We start from the raw sequence: 16,046 nt of genomic DNA, 5'->3' as shown, positions 1-16,046 counted from the left end.
GGCGCCCCTTTCCAGATCTTGGCTTGCAGAAAGCAACCGAATCGGCTTGCATGATGCAACCCGAACGGATGCCCCCATGCCCCGGACCGACTTCGCGAGGATGCGCTGTCCCATTGCCCGCGCCATGGAGGTGCTGGGCGAGCGCTGGTCGATCCTGGTGATGCGGGAGGCCTTCTACGGCACGACCCGCTTTGACGACTTCGCCCGCCACCTCGGCATTGCTACCAACATCCTCAGCGCCCGCCTCGGCAAGCTGGTGGAGCACGGGCTGCTGGAGCGCGTGCCGGAGGGCGCCCGCCACGCCTACCACCTGACGGAGAAGGGCCGGGAGTTCTTCCCCGTCTTCCTCTCCCTGAAGGGCTGGGCCGACCGCTGGATGGCGGGGCCCGAAGGCCAGGCCATGTGCCTGCTGGACCCGCTGACGGGCGAGGAGATCGCCTGCCCGCCGCCCGTGGATTCCGCCGGGAGGCCCGTGACCCCTGAGACGATCCGCTTGGTGCCCGGCCCCGCGGCCAGCGATGCGATGCGCCGCCGCTTCCCGGGCGCCGCCCGTGGCTGAGACCCTCCTCGGCGCGCCGCCGCGCCCCTCCGTCTCGCGGCAGATCCTGGCGCTGGCCGCCCCCACTGCCCTCAGCGCCGTGCTCCAGGCCGCGGCCCAGATTGCCGAGACCTGGCTGGCCGCGCGCCAGGGCACCGCGGCGCTCGCGGGCTGGTCCGTGGTGCTGCCCTTCTCCCTGCTGATGCAGATGATGTCCGCGGGCGCCATGGGGGGCGGCGTCTCCTCCGCCATCGCCCGCGCCCTCGGCGCCGGGCGGCGGGAGGAGGCCTCGGCGCTCGTCCTTCACGCCGTGCTCATCGCGGTGCTGGCCGGGGCAGCCTTTGCGGTGCTGCTGGCCGGCTTCCCGCGCCCCGTTCTCGGCGCCGTCGGCGGCGCGGCGGCGGCGGAGGCGGCGGCGCCCTACGCCATCTGGCTCTTCGGCCTCGGTGCCGTGCCCGTCTGGCTCGCCAACACGCTCGCCTCCGTGCTGCGCGGCGGCGGGCGGCACGCGCTGGCGGCGCGGGTGCTGGTGATCACCTGGGCGACCTACCCGCCGCTCGCCTGGCTGCTGGCGGAGCCGGTGGGGATGGGCCTGCCGGGCATCGGCGCGGCGCTGGCGGTGGCTTTCCTCGGCTCCACCCTGGCCATGGGCTGGGTCGTGCTGCGGGGCGGGGCGGGGTTCCGGCCGGGGCTGCGCGTGCGCCTCTCCGGCGCGATGTTCTGGCGCATCCTTTCGGTGGGGCTGGCCGCCTCACTGCTCGCGGGGGTGGCGAACCTGACCACCATCTTCGTCACCGCCCGGCTGGCCGTGCACGGGCCCGTGGCCGTTGCCGCCTACGGCATATCCGCCCGGCTGGAGTTCCTGATGATCCCCATCGCCTTCGGCGTGGGCTCCGCCCTCACGGCCCTGGTGGGGCGCACCGTGGGCGGGGGGGACTGGCCGGGGGCGCGGCGGATCGCGTGGACGGGCGGCGGCATGGCCTTCGTGGTCACCGGCCTCATCGGCCTGCTCGTTGCCGCCGCCCCGCGCGCCTTCGCCGGATTCTTCACCGCCGATCCGGCCGTGGTGGAGATGGCCGCCCGTGCCCTGTCCTACACGGGCTTCGCCTTCGGCGGCTTCGGCCTCGGCATGGCCCTCTACTTCGCCTCCCAGGGCGCCGGGCGCATGGGTTGGCCGCTGGCGGCGGGGCTGGCGCGGATCGGGGTCGCGGTGGGCGGCGGCTGGCTACTGGGTGACGTGCTGGGCATGGGGCTGGACGGCCAGTTCCTCGCCGTTGCCCTCGGCATCACCGCCTACGGCCTCCTCATCGCCGCCGGGGTGCGGCCGGGGGTCTGGTCCGCCGCTAATCGGCCGGGATGAAGCGCAGCACCCCGGCCAGGCGCGCCTTGCCGTCGTTGTCGGAGGGGTGGTTGATGCCGTCCAGCACCGGCACCTCCTCCAGGTCGAAGGGGCTCATTCCCTCCAGGCAGGCCAGGTTCACGCCGAAATGCCCGGGGGTCGAGCGGCGCTGGTGGTGGGTATAGATGCCGCAGCGCGTGCAGAAATGGTGCTTCGCCGTGCCGGTGTTGAAGCTGTAGGTGCCCAGCGCTTCCTCGCCGGACAGCACCCGCACCCCGCCATGGGCCGCCGAGACGGCGACCGCCCCGCGCATCCGGCAGATCGAGCAGTTGCAGCGCCGGGCGGTGCTGAGGCCATCGGACAACTCCACCTCGAACCGCACCGCGCCGCAGTGGCAGGCGCCGTTCATCCGCAGGGGCTGCGCGCTCATCGTCTTCTCCTCCTCGAACGTCAGGGAAAACCCTGCCGCGCCCCGGCCCGTTGAAGCGGGACAGGGACGGAGGAGACCAGCATGAGCGACAGGCCGCCGGAAGGCCCCAAGGCCGATTACGGGCCGGATGACGCCAGGCCCGCCCACATCCCGCGCCCGCCCTCGAAGGAGGAGCTGGACCAGATGAGCGAGGAGCAGTCCATGATCACCGACGAGTGGTCGGGTGAGCCGGAGCAGAAGGGCGGCGCCGAAAAGCCCTAGGGGACGGGGTGCGTGTCCCCGGCCTGCTGCGGCGGCAGCTTGATGGCAATGGCGCGGAAGCGCCCCGTGCTGGCACGGGAGCCGGCGTGGTGCGTGCCGCGCGGGATGACGATGAAGTCGCCCGGCTTGATCTGCACCTCCCGGTCACCCAGCCAGAAGGATCCGCTGCCGTCCAGGATGTACTGGATCTCGTCCGCGTTGGCGTGAAAGTGCTTCAGAACGTTCCCGCTCTGCACGGCCACCGTCCCCTCCGGCGCGGAGACGAGGAGGCGGGAGCGCAGGTCGGTGTTGTTGATCAGCGGCCCGATCTCGTCGTCGGTCAGGGCCAGGAGGTTGACGATGCGCGGCGACATCGCGGTGGCCGCCGCGGGCTGCGCCTCGGCGTGCGGCAGGACACGGTCCGCGTAGAGGCCCGCGGTGAAGGCGAGCGCGAGGCCGCCGAGAATCATGGCAAGGCGCATGGGTGTGTCCCCCGGATCGTTCCGCCGGGGATCATCCGCTCGCCGCCGGCGCGCCGCAACCCGGAGGATCAGCGGCGGATGCGGCGCCAGATCCACGCCAGCAGCAGCACGGGCCAGATCACGCCCGTGGCGAGCATGAAGGGGGCTGTCGCCAGCATCAGCCAGCCCATCACCCCGGTGGCGTAGAGCAGTTCGCCCAGATCCCCGACAGGGCTGGGGCAGGGATTGATGAATCCCTCGTGCACGCGGCAGTCCAGGGCGCCCGCCACCGCGGCCGTGAAGAGCACGGAGAGGACGGGCGCCCAGGCGACGAGGGTCACCACCACCAGGATGATGAGGCCCGTCCGCCCCAGGCGGTTGGGGCGGCCCGGCCCGATCCCGGGGGGCAGCCCCTGCGGCACGCTACTTGGCGGCGGCCTTGATGCCGTCCTGGATCAGCTCGGCGGCCTTCTCGGCGCTGCCCCAGCCCGTGATCTTCACCCACTTGCCCGGCTCCAGGTCCTTGTAGCGGGAGAAGAAGTGCTCGATCTGCTGCCGGGTGATGTTCGGCAGGTCGTCGCAGGACTTGATGTCGGAGAAGTAGGGGTGGAGCTTGTCGTGCGGCACGCAGACGATCTTCTCGTCCTGCCCCGCCTCGTCCTCCATCAGCAGCACGCCGATCGGGCGGCAGCGGATCACGCAACCCGGCACCACGGCGGCGGGGATCAGCACCAGGGCGTCGGTCGGGTCGCCATCGGCCGCCAGGGTGCCGGGGACGAAGCCGTAGGCCGCCGGATAGGCCATGGGGGTGAAGAGGAAGCGGTCCACCACCACCGCCCCCGTGTCCTTGTCCAGCTCGTACTTCACCGAGGAGCCCTCGGGGATCTCGATCACCACGTTGATGTCGTGGGGCGGGGCCTTGCCGGTCGGGATCAGGCTGGGGTTCATGCGGCGATCCTGGATCTGCTGTGGCGCATCGGCGCGGAATGCGACGAAATGTCGTCGCGCCTTAGCAGCGCCCGCTTTCTCCCGCAATTCGTGCGCTGGACGGGCGGCGCCGCCGCCCCCAGCATGCCCGCAAACACCCGATGGGAGGGGAAGACTTGTCCGCACCTGTCCTGCGCCGCGCCCTGATGGCGGCCTCCTTGCTCGCCGCCGGCGCCGCCTCGGCCATCCGGCGCGCGGCGGCCCAGGGTGCCGCGCCTGGCGCCGCGCCCGGGGCTGCGCCCGGTGCCATGCCGTCGGCCACGCCTGCCGCCCCAGCGCCCGCGGAGCCCCTGATCGTCCGCAAGCAGGTCTTCGAGGCTGGGGAGTACCGCACCCGTGGCGGTGGCACCGTGCCGAACGCGCGCATCGGCTACCAGACGGCCGGCACGCTGAACGCGGCGGGCGACAACGCCGTGCTGATCGCCCACTTCTTCTCCGCCAACAGCCACGCCTTCGGGCGCTACGCCCCCGGCGGCCCGGCGGGCTACTGGGACGACATCGTGGGCCCGGGCAAGGCGATCGACACGAACCGCTTCTTCGTCGTCTCCTCCGACACGCTGGTGAACCTGAACATCAACGACGGGAACAGCACCAATCCCGGCACCACCAGCACCGGCCCCGCCACCATCGATCCCAAGACCGGCCGGCCCTTCGGGATGAACTACCCGGTCGTTTCCATGCGGGACTTCATCGAGGTGCAGAAGCTGCTGCTGGACAGCCTCGGCGTGAAGCGGCTCGCCCTCGTCGCCGGCCCCTCCATGGGCTCGCTGCAGGCCATCGAATGGGCCTGCGCCTATCCGGAGATGGTGGAGCGCGTGATGCCCGCCGTCTGCACGGGCGAGTTCGACGCCTTCCTGATGGGGTGGATGGAGATCTGGGAGGTTCCGATCCGCACGGACCCCAACTGGCGCGGGGGCGACTACTATGGCCAGGGCCGGGAAGCGCCGACGCGCGGCCTGGCGGAGGCGTTGAAGATCGTCACCCTGCAGGCGCGGGACCGCGGCTCGCTCACCCAGTTCGGCCGCAGGCCGATCGATGGCCAGGACCCGGCCCGCAGGATGGGCGACAGCTTCGCCGTGGAGAAGTTCCTGGACGACGCCGCGACCGCCCGCGCCAAGACGGCGGACGCCAACGCCTTCCTCTATCTGACACGCGCGAACCAGCTCTTCCTGAACGAGTACCCGGACACCGCCTCCGCCCTGGCCCGCAGCCGGGCGAGCTGGCTGGTGCTGCCCGCGGTGGGCGACCGCATCTTCCCCGTGACCTATGGGCGCGAGCTGGCGGAGGCGGTCCGGAAGGCCGGGCGGCCCGTGACCCTGGTGGAGCTGGAGGGCGGGCTCGGCCACCTGGAGGGCGTGGCCGGCATGGCGAAGGCCGATCGGGCGATCCGCACCTTCCTCGGAACCTGACGCTGCATTATGGAACCGCGTGGATGGGCCGGTAGCTCAACGGTTAGAGCTGGCCGCTCATAACGGCTTGGTTGCGGGTTCGATTCCTGCCCGGCCCATCCGGTCGCTTCGCGGAGGCGCGGACTACGCCCTCCGGCCCTCGTAACCCCCTACCGCCCCAGCAGCCCCCGCAGCAGGTCCTGCACCTGCGGCCGGCGCTCTCGCTGCGCTTCCGCCGGGGCGGCGGGCGGCGTGCCCACGGCCGGGGCCGCGCCGCGCGCCACGGCGAGCTGCCCCGCGCAGTCGGCGGCCGGCGGCGCTGCGTTGCGGCCGCCCAGCAGCCCTTCCACCAGCGCGCCGACGGCCGCCGTGTTCTCGTCCCTCGAGCGCTGCGCCAGCCCGCCCAGCACCCCCATCGCCGCCGCCGTGGCCGCGTTCGGGTCCACCGAGAAGCGCGGGTTGCCGAAGCGGCCGGTGATGCCGAGCGGGGTGGTCAGCGAGACATCCCCCACCCGCACCACCGGGCGCAGGCGGAAGGCCAGGGTCTCGTCCCCCAGGTTGGCGGCGCCGGCGCCGCCGATATTGGCCACGCCGGTCTGCACGAGCAGGGCGCGGGACTGGGCCACGCCCTTCTCCAGATCGAAGCGGAGGGCGAGGCAGCGGATCTCCGCCGCGCTTCCCGCCGTGCTCTCCGGCACGATGCCTCGCAGGGCCTGGGTGGCGCCCGCGAGAAGACGGGGCTCGATCCGCCCGCCCGTCATCGCCAGGCCGAGATGGCCGGCGAGGGTGCCGGCGAGCGCCCGCGTCCCCGCGCCCTCGCCGCGCAGCGAGAGGTCCAGCGCGCCCTTGCCGGCGACCGGTGAGGCGATGCCGAAGGCGGCCAGCAGCGGGGCCGGGTCCACGCCACCCTCGCCGCTGCGGAGATCGAGGGCCAGGCGCGGCGCGGCCCCGCCGGCCTCGGCGGAGAGGGCGCCGGTGACGGGGCCGCCGGGGGTGGAGGCCGCGAAGCGCTGCACGTTCAGGGCCTTGCCGTCCAGCACGGCGCGCAGGGAGACGTCCCGCCAGTCCGCGCCGTGCAGGCGCAAGGCGGCGATGCTTCCCTCCGCGTCCAGGGCCAGCGGCGCGTCCCGGATGGCGGCGAGGTTGATCGGCTGGTCGGGGATGACCCGCTCATCCGGCCGGGCGGGGGCCTGCGCGGCGGGGGGCGGCGCCGGGGTGGCCGGCGGTGTAGCCGGCGGCGTGGCGGTGGGGGCCGGCGCCGCGGCAGCGGGCGGGGCGGCCCGGAGAGCATCCAGGTCCAGGCGCTCCAGCGCGGCGCGCAGGGTCACGCGGGGAAGAGGATCGGCCCGGCGCCAGGCGAGCGCGCCGCGCCCGGCTGCCTCCCGCGCCGTGAGGGCGAGGTCCGGCGCGTCGGCGCCATCGGCGGAGAGGTGCAGGCGGAAGGTGGCCTGCGCCTGGTGCAGCGGGGGCAGGTTCGGGGTGCCGGCGCGGGCACCGAGGGCGCGCAGGTCCTCGGCACGGAGGAAGACGGACCACGCGGTGCCCGCCACCTGCCGGCCCGGCGCCAGGGCGCCCTCGGCGGAGGCGGCCAGGCCCTCGGCCTCCAGTCGCACGGCCAGGGGGAGCGGCCCTTCGCCGCGAGCGGCGGCGAGCGCCGGGCCGGTGGCGTTGAGGGTGAGGGGCAGTTCGCCCAGGCGCAGCGTGCCGGTGAGGGTGACCGGCGCGTCCGGCGCCGCCGCGTCCAGCTGGATGGGGCCGAGCGACAGCGGGCGGCCGCCCGCCGGCACCTGCGCCTCCGCCACCGAGGCGTGGAGGCTGGACAGGCCCCGGGCGCCATCGGCCTCCGCGACGAGGGAGATGTTGCGCGCGTCCGGCAGGGGGACGTTCGGGACGAGAGGGGCGAGGCGGGCCGCATTGTCCGCCGTGGCGGCTAGCCGGGCGCGCCACCCGTTGGCCGCGAAGGGCAGGGTGAGGGCGCCGCTCGCCTCCGCGTTCATGCCCGGCACGGAGAGGCCGAGGCGGAAGGGCCAGTCGCCGGGCCTGTCGGCCAACAGGGCGGCGAGAGGACCGGTGCCGCCGTTGATCGTGGCGGTGAGCCCGCGCGCGACGGCCTGGCCCTCCGCCAGGATCGCCTTGTCGGAGGCACGGAGGACGAGGCGGGGGAGGTCCACTGTCTCCTCCTGCCCCGGTGCGCGCCAGGTGATGCGGCCCCTCTCGATCGTCACCGCCTCGACGGCGATGCCGAAGGGGCGGGAGGGCTCGGCGGGGATGGGGCTGGTGGGCGCGGGCGCGTCCGGGCGGGGGCGGGTGAACTGCCAGTTGCCGCGGCCCTCCGCGTCCACCTCCAGCAGCAGGTCGGGCTCCACCAGGGCGATCCGGCGGATCTGCACCTCGCGGGAGAGGAGGGGGATCAGGGCGACCTCGGCCTCGATCCGGCGGGCGCGCAGCATCTCCGGCCGGGAGCCGCCGGGGGCATTGGCGAGGACCGGCCCTTCCAGCGCGATGGTCGGCACCAGGGCCGGGCGCAGGGTGACGGGGCCGGAGAGGGTGAGGCGACGGCCCGTGGAGGCCTCCACCGCCGCCTCCAGCCGGGGCCGGATCGCGTCGGATCGCACCACGGCCCAAAGGGCGGCGTAGCCGGCGAGCGGCAGGCCGACAACGACCACTCCGAGGCCGATCAGCCAGGGGCGCAGGCGGCGGCGGGGGCGCGCGGATTCGCTCATGCGGGGCCTTCCAGGTCTGGCTTCGGCGGAACGGTCAGCGCGTGCGGCGCGCGGGCGGGGTGCGCGGTCGGTCGAAGCCGAGGAACTCGAAGCTCTCGTTCATATGGGGCGGGAGGGGCGCGGAGACGGAGAGGGTGCCGCCCTCCGGGTGCGGCAGCTCGATGGAGCGGGCATGGAGGTGGAGGAGGTTGGACATCCCCTCCAGATGGGCCGCGGCGCCGCCGTACTTGCCATCGCCCAGGATGGGGGTCTTCAGCGCCGCGGCGGCATGGACGCGCAACTGGTGGGTGCGGCCGGTCAGCGGGTACATCTCCAGCCAGGAGACGTGCTTGCGGGCATTGTCCACCACCTGGAAGTCGGTGATGGCGTGCGCGCCCTCCTCCCCCTCCTCGGCGGGGGCGGTGCGCTCGCCGCGCGGGCCGCCCTGCCTGGCCAGCGGCATGTTGATGCGCCCGGCCAGGGGGTGAGGGCGGCCGACCACCAGCGCCCAGTAAGTCTTCTTCGCGTCCCGGCCGCGGAAGGCGGAGGCGAGCTTCGCCGCGGCGCCTGCGCTGCGGGCGAGGAGGAGGACGCCGGAGGTGTCGCGGTCCAGCCGGTGGACCAGGCGTGGGCGGTCCTCGGCGCCGAAGCGCAGCGCGTCCAGCATGCCGTCCAGGTGGCGGTCGATGTTGGGGCCGCCCTGCACCGGCAGACCGTGGGGCTTGTTCAGCGCGATCACGGAATCGTCGCGGTAGAGGATCAGCCGCTCCAGCATCGCCGCGTCCCGCTCGGACACGGCGGGGCGGTCCGGCGGCGGGGGCGGGGCTTCCGGCATCGGGGGGACGCGGATCTGCTGGCCGGCGAGCAGGCGGGTGTTCGTCTCCGCCCGCTTGCCGTCCACCTTGATCTGGCCGGTCCGCAGCATCTTCTGCAGCGCGCCCTGGGTGAGCTGGGGGTGGTGGCGGCGGAACCAGCGGTCCAGACGGAGATCGGCCTCGTCGGCAGCGACGGTGGCAAGTGTGGCGGGCATGGCGGTGCAGGTAGCGATGGCGGGGGCGCGCGTCGAGTAAGGAGTCCTCGCTTTCGGCCCGGGTGGCGCCCGGGATCAGGCGGATAGGTTGAAGGCGACCGAGATGCGGGGGCGGATGCCCGTGTAGCGGCGCACGCCGTGGACGAGCCAGGCGGGAAAGACCAGCATCGTGCCGGTCTGCGGCGCCACGTAGTCCGTGAGCCCGGCGCTGAGGCAGCCCGGGATGGCCATGCGGAGCTGCGGGGCGGAGAAGCCGGGCAGGATGCCCCGGGGATCATGCATCTCGAACTCGCCGCCGAATCCGGGTTCACCGCCATCCTCCGGCGCCTCGTCCCCGGCATCCACCCAGTACACGCCGGACCAGAAGGCGCCGGGGTGGTGGTGCGGGTGGTTGGCGTGGCTTTCCCCGTTCACGTTCGCCCAGGCGTTGCTGCGCCAGTTCACCACGCCGCCACGCGCCGCGCCTTCGGGCGTGCGGAGGGCGGTGAAGCGGTTCGCCAGGCTGGTCGCCGCCTCCAGCAGGGCGGCGCCGGCAGGGCCGGACCAGGACCAGAAGTCATCGGTGGACTGCCAGCCGCCGTCGTTGCTGCGAACCACCCCGCCCTCCCGCGCGGCGCGGGCGAGGATGGCGGGGCGCAGCCGGGCGTTCAGCGCCGCCGCGTCGTTCACCGGGGCCACCAGCAGGGGCGTGGGGAAGACGTGGCGCAGGCGGAAGCCCGTGGCGCTGAAGGTGAGGGGCTCGACCGGGAAGAGGTCGGCCGGCGATCCGTTTTCCATGGTGCTGCATCCTGCGGCGGGGGCGGCAGGATGACCCCGGAAGGCTTTTGAAGAGTTAAGAGGGCTTGCGCCGCGCGACCCGCGGGCTTCAATCGGCCGTGAGACCGGATGAAGCCCAACCCATGCCCGTGAAGGCCACCGCCCCCGTGGACCCCGACGACCTGGCCAAGGTTCAGGACTGGTTCCGCATCCTGTCCGAGCATGTGCGAGCCGTGGATTTCGTCCCGGCACGGGCGATCTTCGCCGAGGACTTCATCGCCTTCGGCACCTACAGTGATTTTCTGGTCGGGCGGGACAACACGGAAGGGAACCAGTGGCGCAAGGTGTGGCCGACCATCGACGGCTTCACCTACCGGCTGGATAACGTGCAGGCGATCGTCTCCCCGGACCGGCTCCACGCCACGGGAATGGCGGTGTGGGATTCCACGGGCTACCGCGAGGACGGCACGCCCTTCGACCGGCCCGGGCGCACCACCGTGTCCCTGGCGCGGGAGAGGGTGGGCGATCCCTGGGTGGCGACGCACACGCACATGTCGCTATTCCGCGGCACGCCGGATGTGAGCCACGGAAAGAAGGCGCCGAAGAGCTAGATCAGGGCTTCTCGGCGCGGAGCTCCTCGCGCAGCGCCTCCAGCCGTTCCAGGTGGCGCGCCACGCGGCCCTCCGCGCCGCGCTCCGTCGGGCGGTAGAGGCGGGTGCGCTCCATGCCGTCCGGAAAGTAGTTGGCGCCGGAGAAGCCCTCCTCCGTGTCGTGGTCGTAGGCGTAGTCGCGGCCGTAGCCGAGGGACTTCATCAGCTTCGTCGGCGCGTTGAGGATATTGGCGGGCGGCATGAGGCTGCCCGTCTCGGCCGCCAGGACCTGCGCGGCCTTCCAGGCCGTATAGGCGGCGTTGGACTTCGGCGCGGCGGCGAGGTGGAGGACGAGCTGGGCCAGGGCCAGCTCCCCCTCGGGGCTGCCCAGGCGCTCGTAGGATTCCCAGGCAGCCAGGGCGAGGGTGAGGGAGCCGGGATCGGCGGCGCCGATGTCCTCGGAGGCGAAGCGGGCCAGGCGGCGGGCGATGTAGCGCGGGTCCTCGCCGCCCTTGATCATGCGGGCAAACCAGTAGAGCGCCGCGTCCGGGTCCGATCCGCGCAGCGACTTATGCAGGGCGGAGATGAGATTGTAATGCTCCTCCCGGTCCTTGTCGTAGAGCGCGGCGCGCTTCGCGAGCAGGGAGGAGAGGCCGGCCACGTCCAGCGGGGGCGTTCCGTCCGGCAGGGATTGCAGCTGCTCGGCGAGGTTCAGCAGGTAGCGGCCATCGCCATCCGCCATGGCGCGCAGCGTGGCGCGGGCGGGCTCGTCCACGGGCAGGGGGCGGCCGCCTTCGGCCTCGGCGCGGGCCAGCAGCAGCTCCAGCGCGGCGTCGTCCAGGCGCTTGAGGACCATCACCTGGCAGCGGGAGAGAAGGGCGCCGTTGAGGGCGAAGGAGGGGTTCTCCGTCGTGGCGCCGACGAGGACCACGGTCCCGTCCTCCACCACCGGCAGGAAGCCGTCCTGCTGGGCGCGGTTGAAGCGGTGGATCTCGTCCACGAAGAGCAGCGTGCCCTGGCCGTTCTGGCGGCGCATCCGCGATTCGTCGAAGGCGCGCTTGAGGTCGGCCACGCCGGAGAAGACGGCCGAGAGCGCGGTGAAGCGCAGCCCCGCCTCCTCCGCCAGCAATCGGGCGATGGTGGTCTTCCCCACCCCCGGCGGGCCCCAGAGGATGAGGGAGGCCAGCGCGCCCCGGTCCAGCATCCGGCGCAGCGCGCCCTCCGGGCCCAGAAGGTGGTCCTGGCCCACCACCTCGGACAGGTTCCGCGGGCGCAGGCGGTCCGCGAGCGGGCGGGGTCCCGCTTGCGTCTCGCGCGCGGGCATGGGCGGGGGCTCGGGGGCGCCGAAGAGGTCCTGGTCGGCGGCAGGGCGGCGGGGTGGCATGGCGGGAGGATAGGGCAGGGCGGGCGGCGCTTCGATGGGGTAGCCCCTTCGCCCCACGCGTCGCCCCGGCCTATGAGGGAGGCGGTTACCCTGGAGGCAGCATGGCGACGACGATCTGGCACAACCCGGCCTGCGGCACCTCCCGCACCGTGTTGGAAGCGATCCGGGCAGCGGGGATCGAGCCGGTGGTGGTGGAGTACAAGCGCGAGCCGCCGGGGCGGGAGGCGCTGGCCGCCGCGATCGAGGCCGCCGGGCTGACGCCGCGAGAGGCGATGCGGAAGAAGGAGGGAGCGGCGCTGCTGGCCGATCCCGGGCTGGACGATTCGGCGCTGCTGGACGCCATGGCGGCCGATCCCGCGCTGATCGAGCGGCCCTTTGTCTTCACCCCCGCCGGCGTGCGGCTCTGCCGGCCGGCGGAGCGCGTGAAGGAGATCCTGCCGGGCTAGTTCAGCGCCGCGCGCATCCCGGCCGCCAGTGCCCGCAGCGCCGCCCCCGCCTCCGGCGAGGCCGCGCGGCCATGCAGGACGATCTCCGAAGGGGGCAGCGGCGGCAGCCCCAGGGCCGGGCCGAGGTCCGGCGCCCCACCGGCGCTGATCCGGCCCATGGGCGCAAGGCCCAGCCCGGCCCTGGCGCCGGCTAGCAGGGTCGCGCAGCTGCCGCCGCGGAAGGCCTCTCGCCAGGGGCGCCCGGCGGCCTCCAACGCGCGCTCCGCCGCGGCGCGGACGCCGCAGGGCGGGGGGAGCAGGGCGAGAGGAACAGGGGCGCCCGGCGGGAGGACGAGATCCGGCGCACCGCGCCAGCCCAGCGGGTCCTCTCCCAGAACCTCCCCCTCGCTGCCCCCGGCTTCCCGCCGGACCAGCACGGCGTCGAGCGCCCCCTCATCGAAATCCGCGCGCAGCGGGATGGAGGCGCCGCTGCGGAGCTCCAATGCCACATGGGCCGGCAGGGCGGCGCGCAGCCGGGCAAGCAGGGCAGGGAGGCCCAGCCCGGCCGCGTGGTCGCTGATGCCAATGGCCAAGCGGAGGGGCCGCAGATCCGGCGGGCGCAGGGCCGCGTCGTGTGCCGCGAGCAGGGCGCGGGCCGAGGTGAGGAAGACGGCTCCATCCGCGGTCAGCCGCACCAACCGTGGGGAGCGGTCCAGCAGCCGCCGGCCCAGCCTTGCCTCCAACGCCTTCAGGCGCTGGCTGACCACGGGTTGGACGGTGCCGGCCGCTTCCGCGGCCCGGGTGAGATTCCCGAACTCGGCGGCCAGGACGAACAGGCGGACGGATTCCAGGTCGAGCATGATCGCGATATGCTATGGCTAAAACACTCGATCATGCAATTCCAGTATGACGGCGTGTGATGCAGCCTGGGGCCACCTTGATGAAGGGAGCAGCCCATGCCGATGATCACCTTGCGCTACGCCACCCCTGATGGACGGAGCGTCCCGCGCAAAGCCCTGGCCGAACTGGCCTCTCGCCTTGCCCAGGAGCGACTGGGAAAGGATCCGGCCGTTACGGCCGTGCTGGTGGAACCCGCAGACCCGGAGGGCTGGTTCGCCGGAGGCCGGAGCCTTGCCGAGGCCGGGCTCTCGGCCTTCTGGCTGGACATCAAGATCACCGCCGGCACGAACACGAAAGCGGAAATGGCCGCGTTCCTGCGCGAGGGCTTTGCGGCGATGGAAGCGCTGCTCGGCCCGGTGCATGAGGAGAGCTACATCCTCGTCCATGCCGCCGATGGCCACGCTTACGGCTATGGCGGCCGCACCCAGGATGCGCGCTGGGCCCTGGCTAACCCGGGATGAAGGGCGGTCCTCCGCCCAGTGGCTTGGCCGCCCGGTGGCTTGGGCCGCGGATGGCCCAGGCAGTATAGGCGAGGGCCGCTTCTCCAGGGGGTGCCCAGGTGGCCCGCATCCACATCCTCGGCGCCTCCGGATCGGGGACGACGACGCTTGGCGCGGCGCTGGCCGGAAGCCTGGGCGTGCCGCATCTCGACACCGACGCCGTCTTCTGGATGCCGACAGATCCGCCCTTCACCACGCAGCGCCCCGTTGCGGAGCGGCTGGGGATGCTGCTGGGGGAGCTCTCCCCGCTTCCGGGCTGGGTGCTCTCGGGCTCGGCACTGAAATGGGGCGATCCGCTGGTGCCGCTCTACGACCTGATCGTCTTTCTCACCCTGGACCCGGCGCTGCGGATGGAGCGGCTGCGCCGGCGGGAGGAGGGGCGTTACGGGGCCCGCCTGGCTCCGGGCGGCGACATGGCGGAGGGGAGCGCCGCCTTCCTGGCCTGGGCCGCCGCCTACGACACGGCGGGCCCGGAGCAGCGCAGCCGGGCCTCGCAGGAGGCATGGCTCTCGGCGCGGACCGTGCCGGTGCTGCGGCTGGATTCGTCCGCGCCGGTGGGGGCGCTCGTCTCCTCGGTGCTGGCCCGGCTGCCTGCGGGCGAATAACCACTCAGCGCCGCGGGCCACCCAGGCGCGGCTCGGTGCGGCGGGCGGGGCCGCGATTGTCCTCGGGCCAGGTAGGCGGCGGGGGGATCGGGGGCGTCATGCGCGGCGCCCTGTCCTCGCGGAAGCTCGGCTCCGGGCGCGGCGGAGGCATCGCCGGCTCCTCGTAGATCTCGTCCGTGCCGGCGGCGCGGCGGCGGAGCGCGGCGGGCTCGGGCAGGCGCAGGGCCAGGCTGCGGATCTCCTGCTGCACGTCGTCCAGTTGGGCCTCGATGGCGTCCAGCCGGGATTTCAGGCCGAAGACGCTGAAGGGCATCATCACGAAAGCAATGACGAAGAGCAGTCCCAGCAGGAGGATGACGAGGCCGCTCCACTCGGGCAGCCCCGGGATCGCCAGCCTGGAGACGAGTTCGGAATTCAGCACGCGCCTACCTCAAGATCATGCGGGCCACGCGGATCGCCCCGGCGGGGGCTCCTCAGCCGCCCGTCACGCTCATGTGGCGGCCGACGGAAGGACGCTGAGACCGCCCGATGACGAAATCATGGCCCTTGGGTTTCCGCGCAATGGCCGAGAGGATGGCGTCCTGCAAGCCCGCATTGTCCACGGTGGGGTCGCGGAGCGGCGCGCGCAGGTCGGCCGCGTCCTCCTGCCCGAGGCACATGTAGAGGGTGCCGGTGCAGGTCAGGCGCACGCGGTTGCAGGATTCGCAGAAGTTGTGGGTCATCGGCGTGATGAAGCCGATGCGCCGGCCCGTCTCCTGCACCGTCTCGTAGCGGGCGGGGCCGCCGGTGACATGGCTGCTCGGCAGAAGGGTCCAGTTGCGGGCGATGCGGCGGCGCACCTCCGAGAGGGGGAGGTACTGGTCCGTGCGGTCCCCGCTGATGTCGCCCATGGGCATGGTCTCGATCAGCGTGAGGTCGAAGCCGTGCTCGCCGCACCAGGCGATCATGCGGTCATACTCGTGCTCGTTCACGCCCTTCAGCGCCACGGCGTTGATCTTCACGGCCAGGCTAGCGGCCTTAGCGGCGAAGATGCCGTCCAGGGTCTGGTCCAGCTTCCCCCAGCGGGTGACGTTGGCGAAGGTCGTCGGGTCCAGCGTGTCGAGCGAGACGTTGATGCGGCGGACGCCGGCCTTGAACAGGTCCTCGGCCATTTTCGGCAGCTGGGTGCCGTTGGTGGTGACGGTCAGCTCCTTCAGCCCGCCTCCTCCGATCCGGCTGCCCAGGCTCTGGAAGAGCTGCATCACGCCGCGGCGCACCAGCGGCTCGCCGCCCGTGAGGCGGATCTTGTCGACGCCAAGGTCGATGAAGGCGCCGCAGAGCCGGTCCAGCTCCTCCAGCGTGAGGAGGTCCTTCTTCGGGAGGAAGGTCATGTCCTCCGCCATGCAGTAGACGCAGCGGAGGTCGCAGCGGTCCGTCACCGAAACGCGGAGATAGGAGATCCGCCGGTCGAACGGATCGAGCATGGGTCTGGGTGCTCCTGGGGCTGAACAAGATGTGGGCGAGGGGGGCGCCGCCGCGCAAGGGCCGGGCCGGGCGGGAGGGGCGATTTCGCCGGGTCAGGCGTCGTCTACTATATCCAGGGTTGTGTTGGCGGCGTTGATCAGCAACTTTCCCGCGTGCTCAAAGTTGACGGTCACGCGATCGCCATCGACCGACTGGACCTGCCCCGTCCCCCAATCCGGGCGGCCGGGGTGCCGGACGATCTGACCTGGCTCGAAGATCGAATCCGGCATTCGGAACAATTCTCTTTTCAGACCGAAGTGGCGCGGCG

Annotated in this window: 20 protein-coding genes and 1 tRNA gene; 9 read left to right on the top strand and 12 right to left on the bottom strand. The window is 72.9% G+C overall.

What is annotated here, in order from left to right:
• Positions 1–76: 76 nt before the first annotated feature.
• Both NRP21_RS06040 and NRP21_RS06035 read left to right on the top strand, forming a co-directional pair.
• Positions 77–559: a winged helix-turn-helix transcriptional regulator gene (locus NRP21_RS06040; RefSeq protein WP_257715271.1), complete on the top strand. Its 483-nt coding sequence runs from the start codon at positions 77–79 to the stop codon at positions 557–559.
• On the top strand, positions 552–1,898 hold the full coding sequence (locus NRP21_RS06035; protein WP_257715270.1) for an MATE family efflux transporter: 1,347 nt from the start codon (positions 552–554) through the stop codon (positions 1,896–1,898). Before NRP21_RS06040 ends, NRP21_RS06035 begins: the two co-directional genes overlap by 8 nt.
• On the opposite strand, the gene NRP21_RS06030 is transcribed toward NRP21_RS06035, so the two are convergent.
• Positions 1,882–2,307 (bottom strand): GFA family protein, encoded by a 426-nt coding sequence (locus NRP21_RS06030; RefSeq protein ID WP_257715269.1) that lies wholly within the window; start codon positions 2,305–2,307, stop codon positions 1,882–1,884. The genes NRP21_RS06035 and NRP21_RS06030 overlap by 17 nt on opposite strands.
• Positions 2,308–2,388: 81 nt before the next feature.
• Between NRP21_RS06030 and NRP21_RS06025 the strand changes: the two genes are divergently transcribed.
• Positions 2,389–2,568, top strand: coding sequence for a hypothetical protein (locus NRP21_RS06025; protein ID WP_257715268.1), 180 nt, complete (start codon positions 2,389–2,391; stop codon positions 2,566–2,568).
• Here NRP21_RS06025 and NRP21_RS06020 read toward each other — a convergent pair.
• The 3 genes from NRP21_RS06020 to ppa form a co-directional block, all read right to left on the bottom strand.
• Positions 2,565–3,029: a cupin domain-containing protein gene (locus NRP21_RS06020; protein WP_257715267.1), complete on the bottom strand. Its 465-nt coding sequence runs from the start codon at positions 3,027–3,029 to the stop codon at positions 2,565–2,567. The two genes, NRP21_RS06025 and NRP21_RS06020, sit on opposite strands and share 4 nt — an antisense overlap.
• Before the next feature lie 68 nt (positions 3,030–3,097).
• Entirely contained in the window at positions 3,098–3,430 is a 333-nt protein-coding gene (locus tag NRP21_RS06015; RefSeq protein ID WP_257715266.1) for a hypothetical protein, read from the bottom strand.
• 1 nt (position 3,431) lies between these two features.
• Positions 3,432–3,956, bottom strand: a complete 525-nt coding sequence (ppa, locus tag NRP21_RS06010; RefSeq protein WP_257715265.1) for an inorganic diphosphatase — start codon at positions 3,954–3,956, stop codon at positions 3,432–3,434.
• A gap of 155 nt (positions 3,957–4,111) precedes the next feature.
• Here ppa and NRP21_RS06005 point away from each other — a divergent pair, with 155 nt between their 5' ends.
• Positions 4,112–5,404 carry an E22 family MetX-like putative esterase gene (locus NRP21_RS06005; RefSeq protein ID WP_257715264.1) on the top strand — a complete coding sequence of 431 codons (1,293 nt, stop codon included), beginning with the start codon at positions 4,112–4,114 and terminating at the stop codon, positions 5,402–5,404.
• Between the two features lie 25 nt (positions 5,405–5,429).
• Positions 5,430–5,502 (top strand) — tRNA-Ile (locus NRP21_RS06000).
• A 51-nt stretch (positions 5,503–5,553) separates the two neighbouring features.
• On the opposite strand, the gene NRP21_RS05995 is transcribed toward NRP21_RS06000, so the two are convergent.
• The 3 genes from NRP21_RS05995 to NRP21_RS05985 all read right to left on the bottom strand — a co-directional run bounded on the left by NRP21_RS05995 (position 5,554) and on the right by NRP21_RS05985 (position 9,892).
• Positions 5,554–8,106, bottom strand: coding sequence for an AsmA family protein (locus NRP21_RS05995; protein ID WP_257715263.1), 2,553 nt, complete (start codon positions 8,104–8,106; stop codon positions 5,554–5,556).
• A gap of 34 nt (positions 8,107–8,140) precedes the next feature.
• On the bottom strand, positions 8,141–9,115 hold the full coding sequence (locus NRP21_RS05990; RefSeq protein ID WP_257715262.1) for an RluA family pseudouridine synthase: 975 nt from the start codon (positions 9,113–9,115) through the stop codon (positions 8,141–8,143).
• Positions 9,116–9,190: 75 nt separating this feature from the next.
• Positions 9,191–9,892, bottom strand: coding sequence for a 2OG-Fe(II) oxygenase family protein (locus tag NRP21_RS05985; protein ID WP_257715261.1), 702 nt, complete (start codon positions 9,890–9,892; stop codon positions 9,191–9,193).
• A gap of 122 nt (positions 9,893–10,014) precedes the next feature.
• Between NRP21_RS05985 and NRP21_RS05980 the strand changes: the two genes are divergently transcribed.
• Positions 10,015–10,482 carry a YybH family protein gene (locus NRP21_RS05980; RefSeq protein WP_257715260.1) on the top strand — a complete coding sequence of 156 codons (468 nt, stop codon included), beginning with the start codon at positions 10,015–10,017 and terminating at the stop codon, positions 10,480–10,482.
• 1 nt (position 10,483) lies between these two features.
• Here NRP21_RS05980 and NRP21_RS05975 read toward each other — a convergent pair whose 3' ends face one another.
• Entirely contained in the window at positions 10,484–11,845 is a 1,362-nt protein-coding gene (locus tag NRP21_RS05975; protein ID WP_408639609.1) for a replication-associated recombination protein A, read from the bottom strand.
• 101 nt (positions 11,846–11,946) lie between these two features.
• Between NRP21_RS05975 and arsC the strand changes: the two genes are divergently transcribed.
• Positions 11,947–12,291: an arsenate reductase (glutaredoxin) gene (gene arsC / locus NRP21_RS05970; RefSeq protein ID WP_257715259.1), complete on the top strand. Its 345-nt coding sequence runs from the start codon at positions 11,947–11,949 to the stop codon at positions 12,289–12,291.
• Here arsC and NRP21_RS05965 read toward each other — a convergent pair.
• Positions 12,288–13,130 carry a LysR family transcriptional regulator gene (locus NRP21_RS05965; protein ID WP_257715258.1) on the bottom strand — a complete coding sequence of 281 codons (843 nt, stop codon included), beginning with the start codon at positions 13,128–13,130 and terminating at the stop codon, positions 12,288–12,290. The genes arsC and NRP21_RS05965 overlap by 4 nt on opposite strands.
• A 96-nt stretch (positions 13,131–13,226) precedes the next feature.
• Between NRP21_RS05965 and NRP21_RS05960 the strand changes: the two genes are divergently transcribed.
• On the top strand, positions 13,227–13,631 hold the full coding sequence (locus NRP21_RS05960; protein ID WP_257715257.1) for a tautomerase family protein: 405 nt from the start codon (positions 13,227–13,229) through the stop codon (positions 13,629–13,631).
• Positions 13,632–13,729: 98 nt separating this feature from the next.
• A complete protein-coding gene (locus NRP21_RS05955) occupies positions 13,730–14,275 on the top strand; it encodes a P-loop NTPase family protein (protein ID WP_257715256.1) in 546 nt (181 codons plus the stop codon).
• 4 nt (positions 14,276–14,279) lie between these two features.
• Here NRP21_RS05955 and NRP21_RS05950 read toward each other — a convergent pair whose 3' ends face one another.
• From NRP21_RS05950 to NRP21_RS05940, 3 genes are all read right to left on the bottom strand, one after another.
• Positions 14,280–14,696 (bottom strand): hypothetical protein, encoded by a 417-nt coding sequence (locus tag NRP21_RS05950; RefSeq protein ID WP_257715255.1) that lies wholly within the window; start codon positions 14,694–14,696, stop codon positions 14,280–14,282.
• Between the two features lie 52 nt (positions 14,697–14,748).
• Positions 14,749–15,738, bottom strand: coding sequence for a GTP 3',8-cyclase MoaA (moaA, locus tag NRP21_RS05945; RefSeq protein WP_257715254.1), 990 nt, complete (start codon positions 15,736–15,738; stop codon positions 14,749–14,751).
• Between the two features lie 93 nt (positions 15,739–15,831).
• A complete protein-coding gene (locus NRP21_RS05940) occupies positions 15,832–16,008 on the bottom strand; it encodes a DUF3553 domain-containing protein (protein WP_257715253.1) in 177 nt (58 codons plus the stop codon).
• Positions 16,009–16,046 lie beyond the last annotated feature (38 nt).

The sequence above is a fragment of the Roseomonas populi genome (assembly GCF_024594815.1).
Classification (GTDB): domain Bacteria; phylum Pseudomonadota; class Alphaproteobacteria; order Acetobacterales; family Acetobacteraceae; genus Roseomonas; species Roseomonas populi.
Note: the sequence above shows the minus strand (reverse complement) of the source record. Positions and strands in the feature narration are given on the sequence as shown.

What these genes read in the sequence shown, in the direction of transcription:
- arsC (WP_257715259.1), top strand. Translation starts at nt 11,947, where the DNA reads ATGGCGACGACGATCTGGCACAACCCGGCCTGCGGCACCTCCCGCACC.
- NRP21_RS05975 (WP_408639609.1), bottom strand. Translation starts at nt 11,845, where the DNA reads ATGCCACCCCGCCGCCCTGCCGCCGACCAGGACCTCTTCGGCGCCCCC.
- NRP21_RS05985 (WP_257715261.1), bottom strand. Translation starts at nt 9,892, where the DNA reads ATGGAAAACGGATCGCCGGCCGACCTCTTCCCGGTCGAGCCCCTCACC.
- NRP21_RS05940 (WP_257715253.1), bottom strand. Translation starts at nt 16,008, where the DNA reads ATGCCGGATTCGATCTTCGAGCCAGGTCAGATCGTCCGGCACCCCGGC.
- NRP21_RS05990 (WP_257715262.1), bottom strand. Translation starts at nt 9,115, where the DNA reads ATGCCCGCCACACTTGCCACCGTCGCTGCCGACGAGGCCGATCTCCGT.
- NRP21_RS05980 (WP_257715260.1), top strand. Translation starts at nt 10,015, where the DNA reads ATGCCCGTGAAGGCCACCGCCCCCGTGGACCCCGACGACCTGGCCAAG.
- ppa (WP_257715265.1), bottom strand. Translation starts at nt 3,956, where the DNA reads ATGAACCCCAGCCTGATCCCGACCGGCAAGGCCCCGCCCCACGACATC.
- NRP21_RS06020 (WP_257715267.1), bottom strand. Translation starts at nt 3,029, where the DNA reads ATGCGCCTTGCCATGATTCTCGGCGGCCTCGCGCTCGCCTTCACCGCG.
- NRP21_RS06025 (WP_257715268.1), top strand. Translation starts at nt 2,389, where the DNA reads ATGAGCGACAGGCCGCCGGAAGGCCCCAAGGCCGATTACGGGCCGGAT.
- NRP21_RS06040 (WP_257715271.1), top strand. Translation starts at nt 77, where the DNA reads ATGCCCCGGACCGACTTCGCGAGGATGCGCTGTCCCATTGCCCGCGCC.
- NRP21_RS05995 (WP_257715263.1), bottom strand. Translation starts at nt 8,106, where the DNA reads ATGAGCGAATCCGCGCGCCCCCGCCGCCGCCTGCGCCCCTGGCTGATC.
- NRP21_RS05960 (WP_257715257.1), top strand. Translation starts at nt 13,227, where the DNA reads ATGCCGATGATCACCTTGCGCTACGCCACCCCTGATGGACGGAGCGTC.
- moaA (WP_257715254.1), bottom strand. Translation starts at nt 15,738, where the DNA reads ATGCTCGATCCGTTCGACCGGCGGATCTCCTATCTCCGCGTTTCGGTG.
- NRP21_RS06030 (WP_257715269.1), bottom strand. Translation starts at nt 2,307, where the DNA reads ATGAGCGCGCAGCCCCTGCGGATGAACGGCGCCTGCCACTGCGGCGCG.
- NRP21_RS05965 (WP_257715258.1), bottom strand. Translation starts at nt 13,130, where the DNA reads ATGCTCGACCTGGAATCCGTCCGCCTGTTCGTCCTGGCCGCCGAGTTC.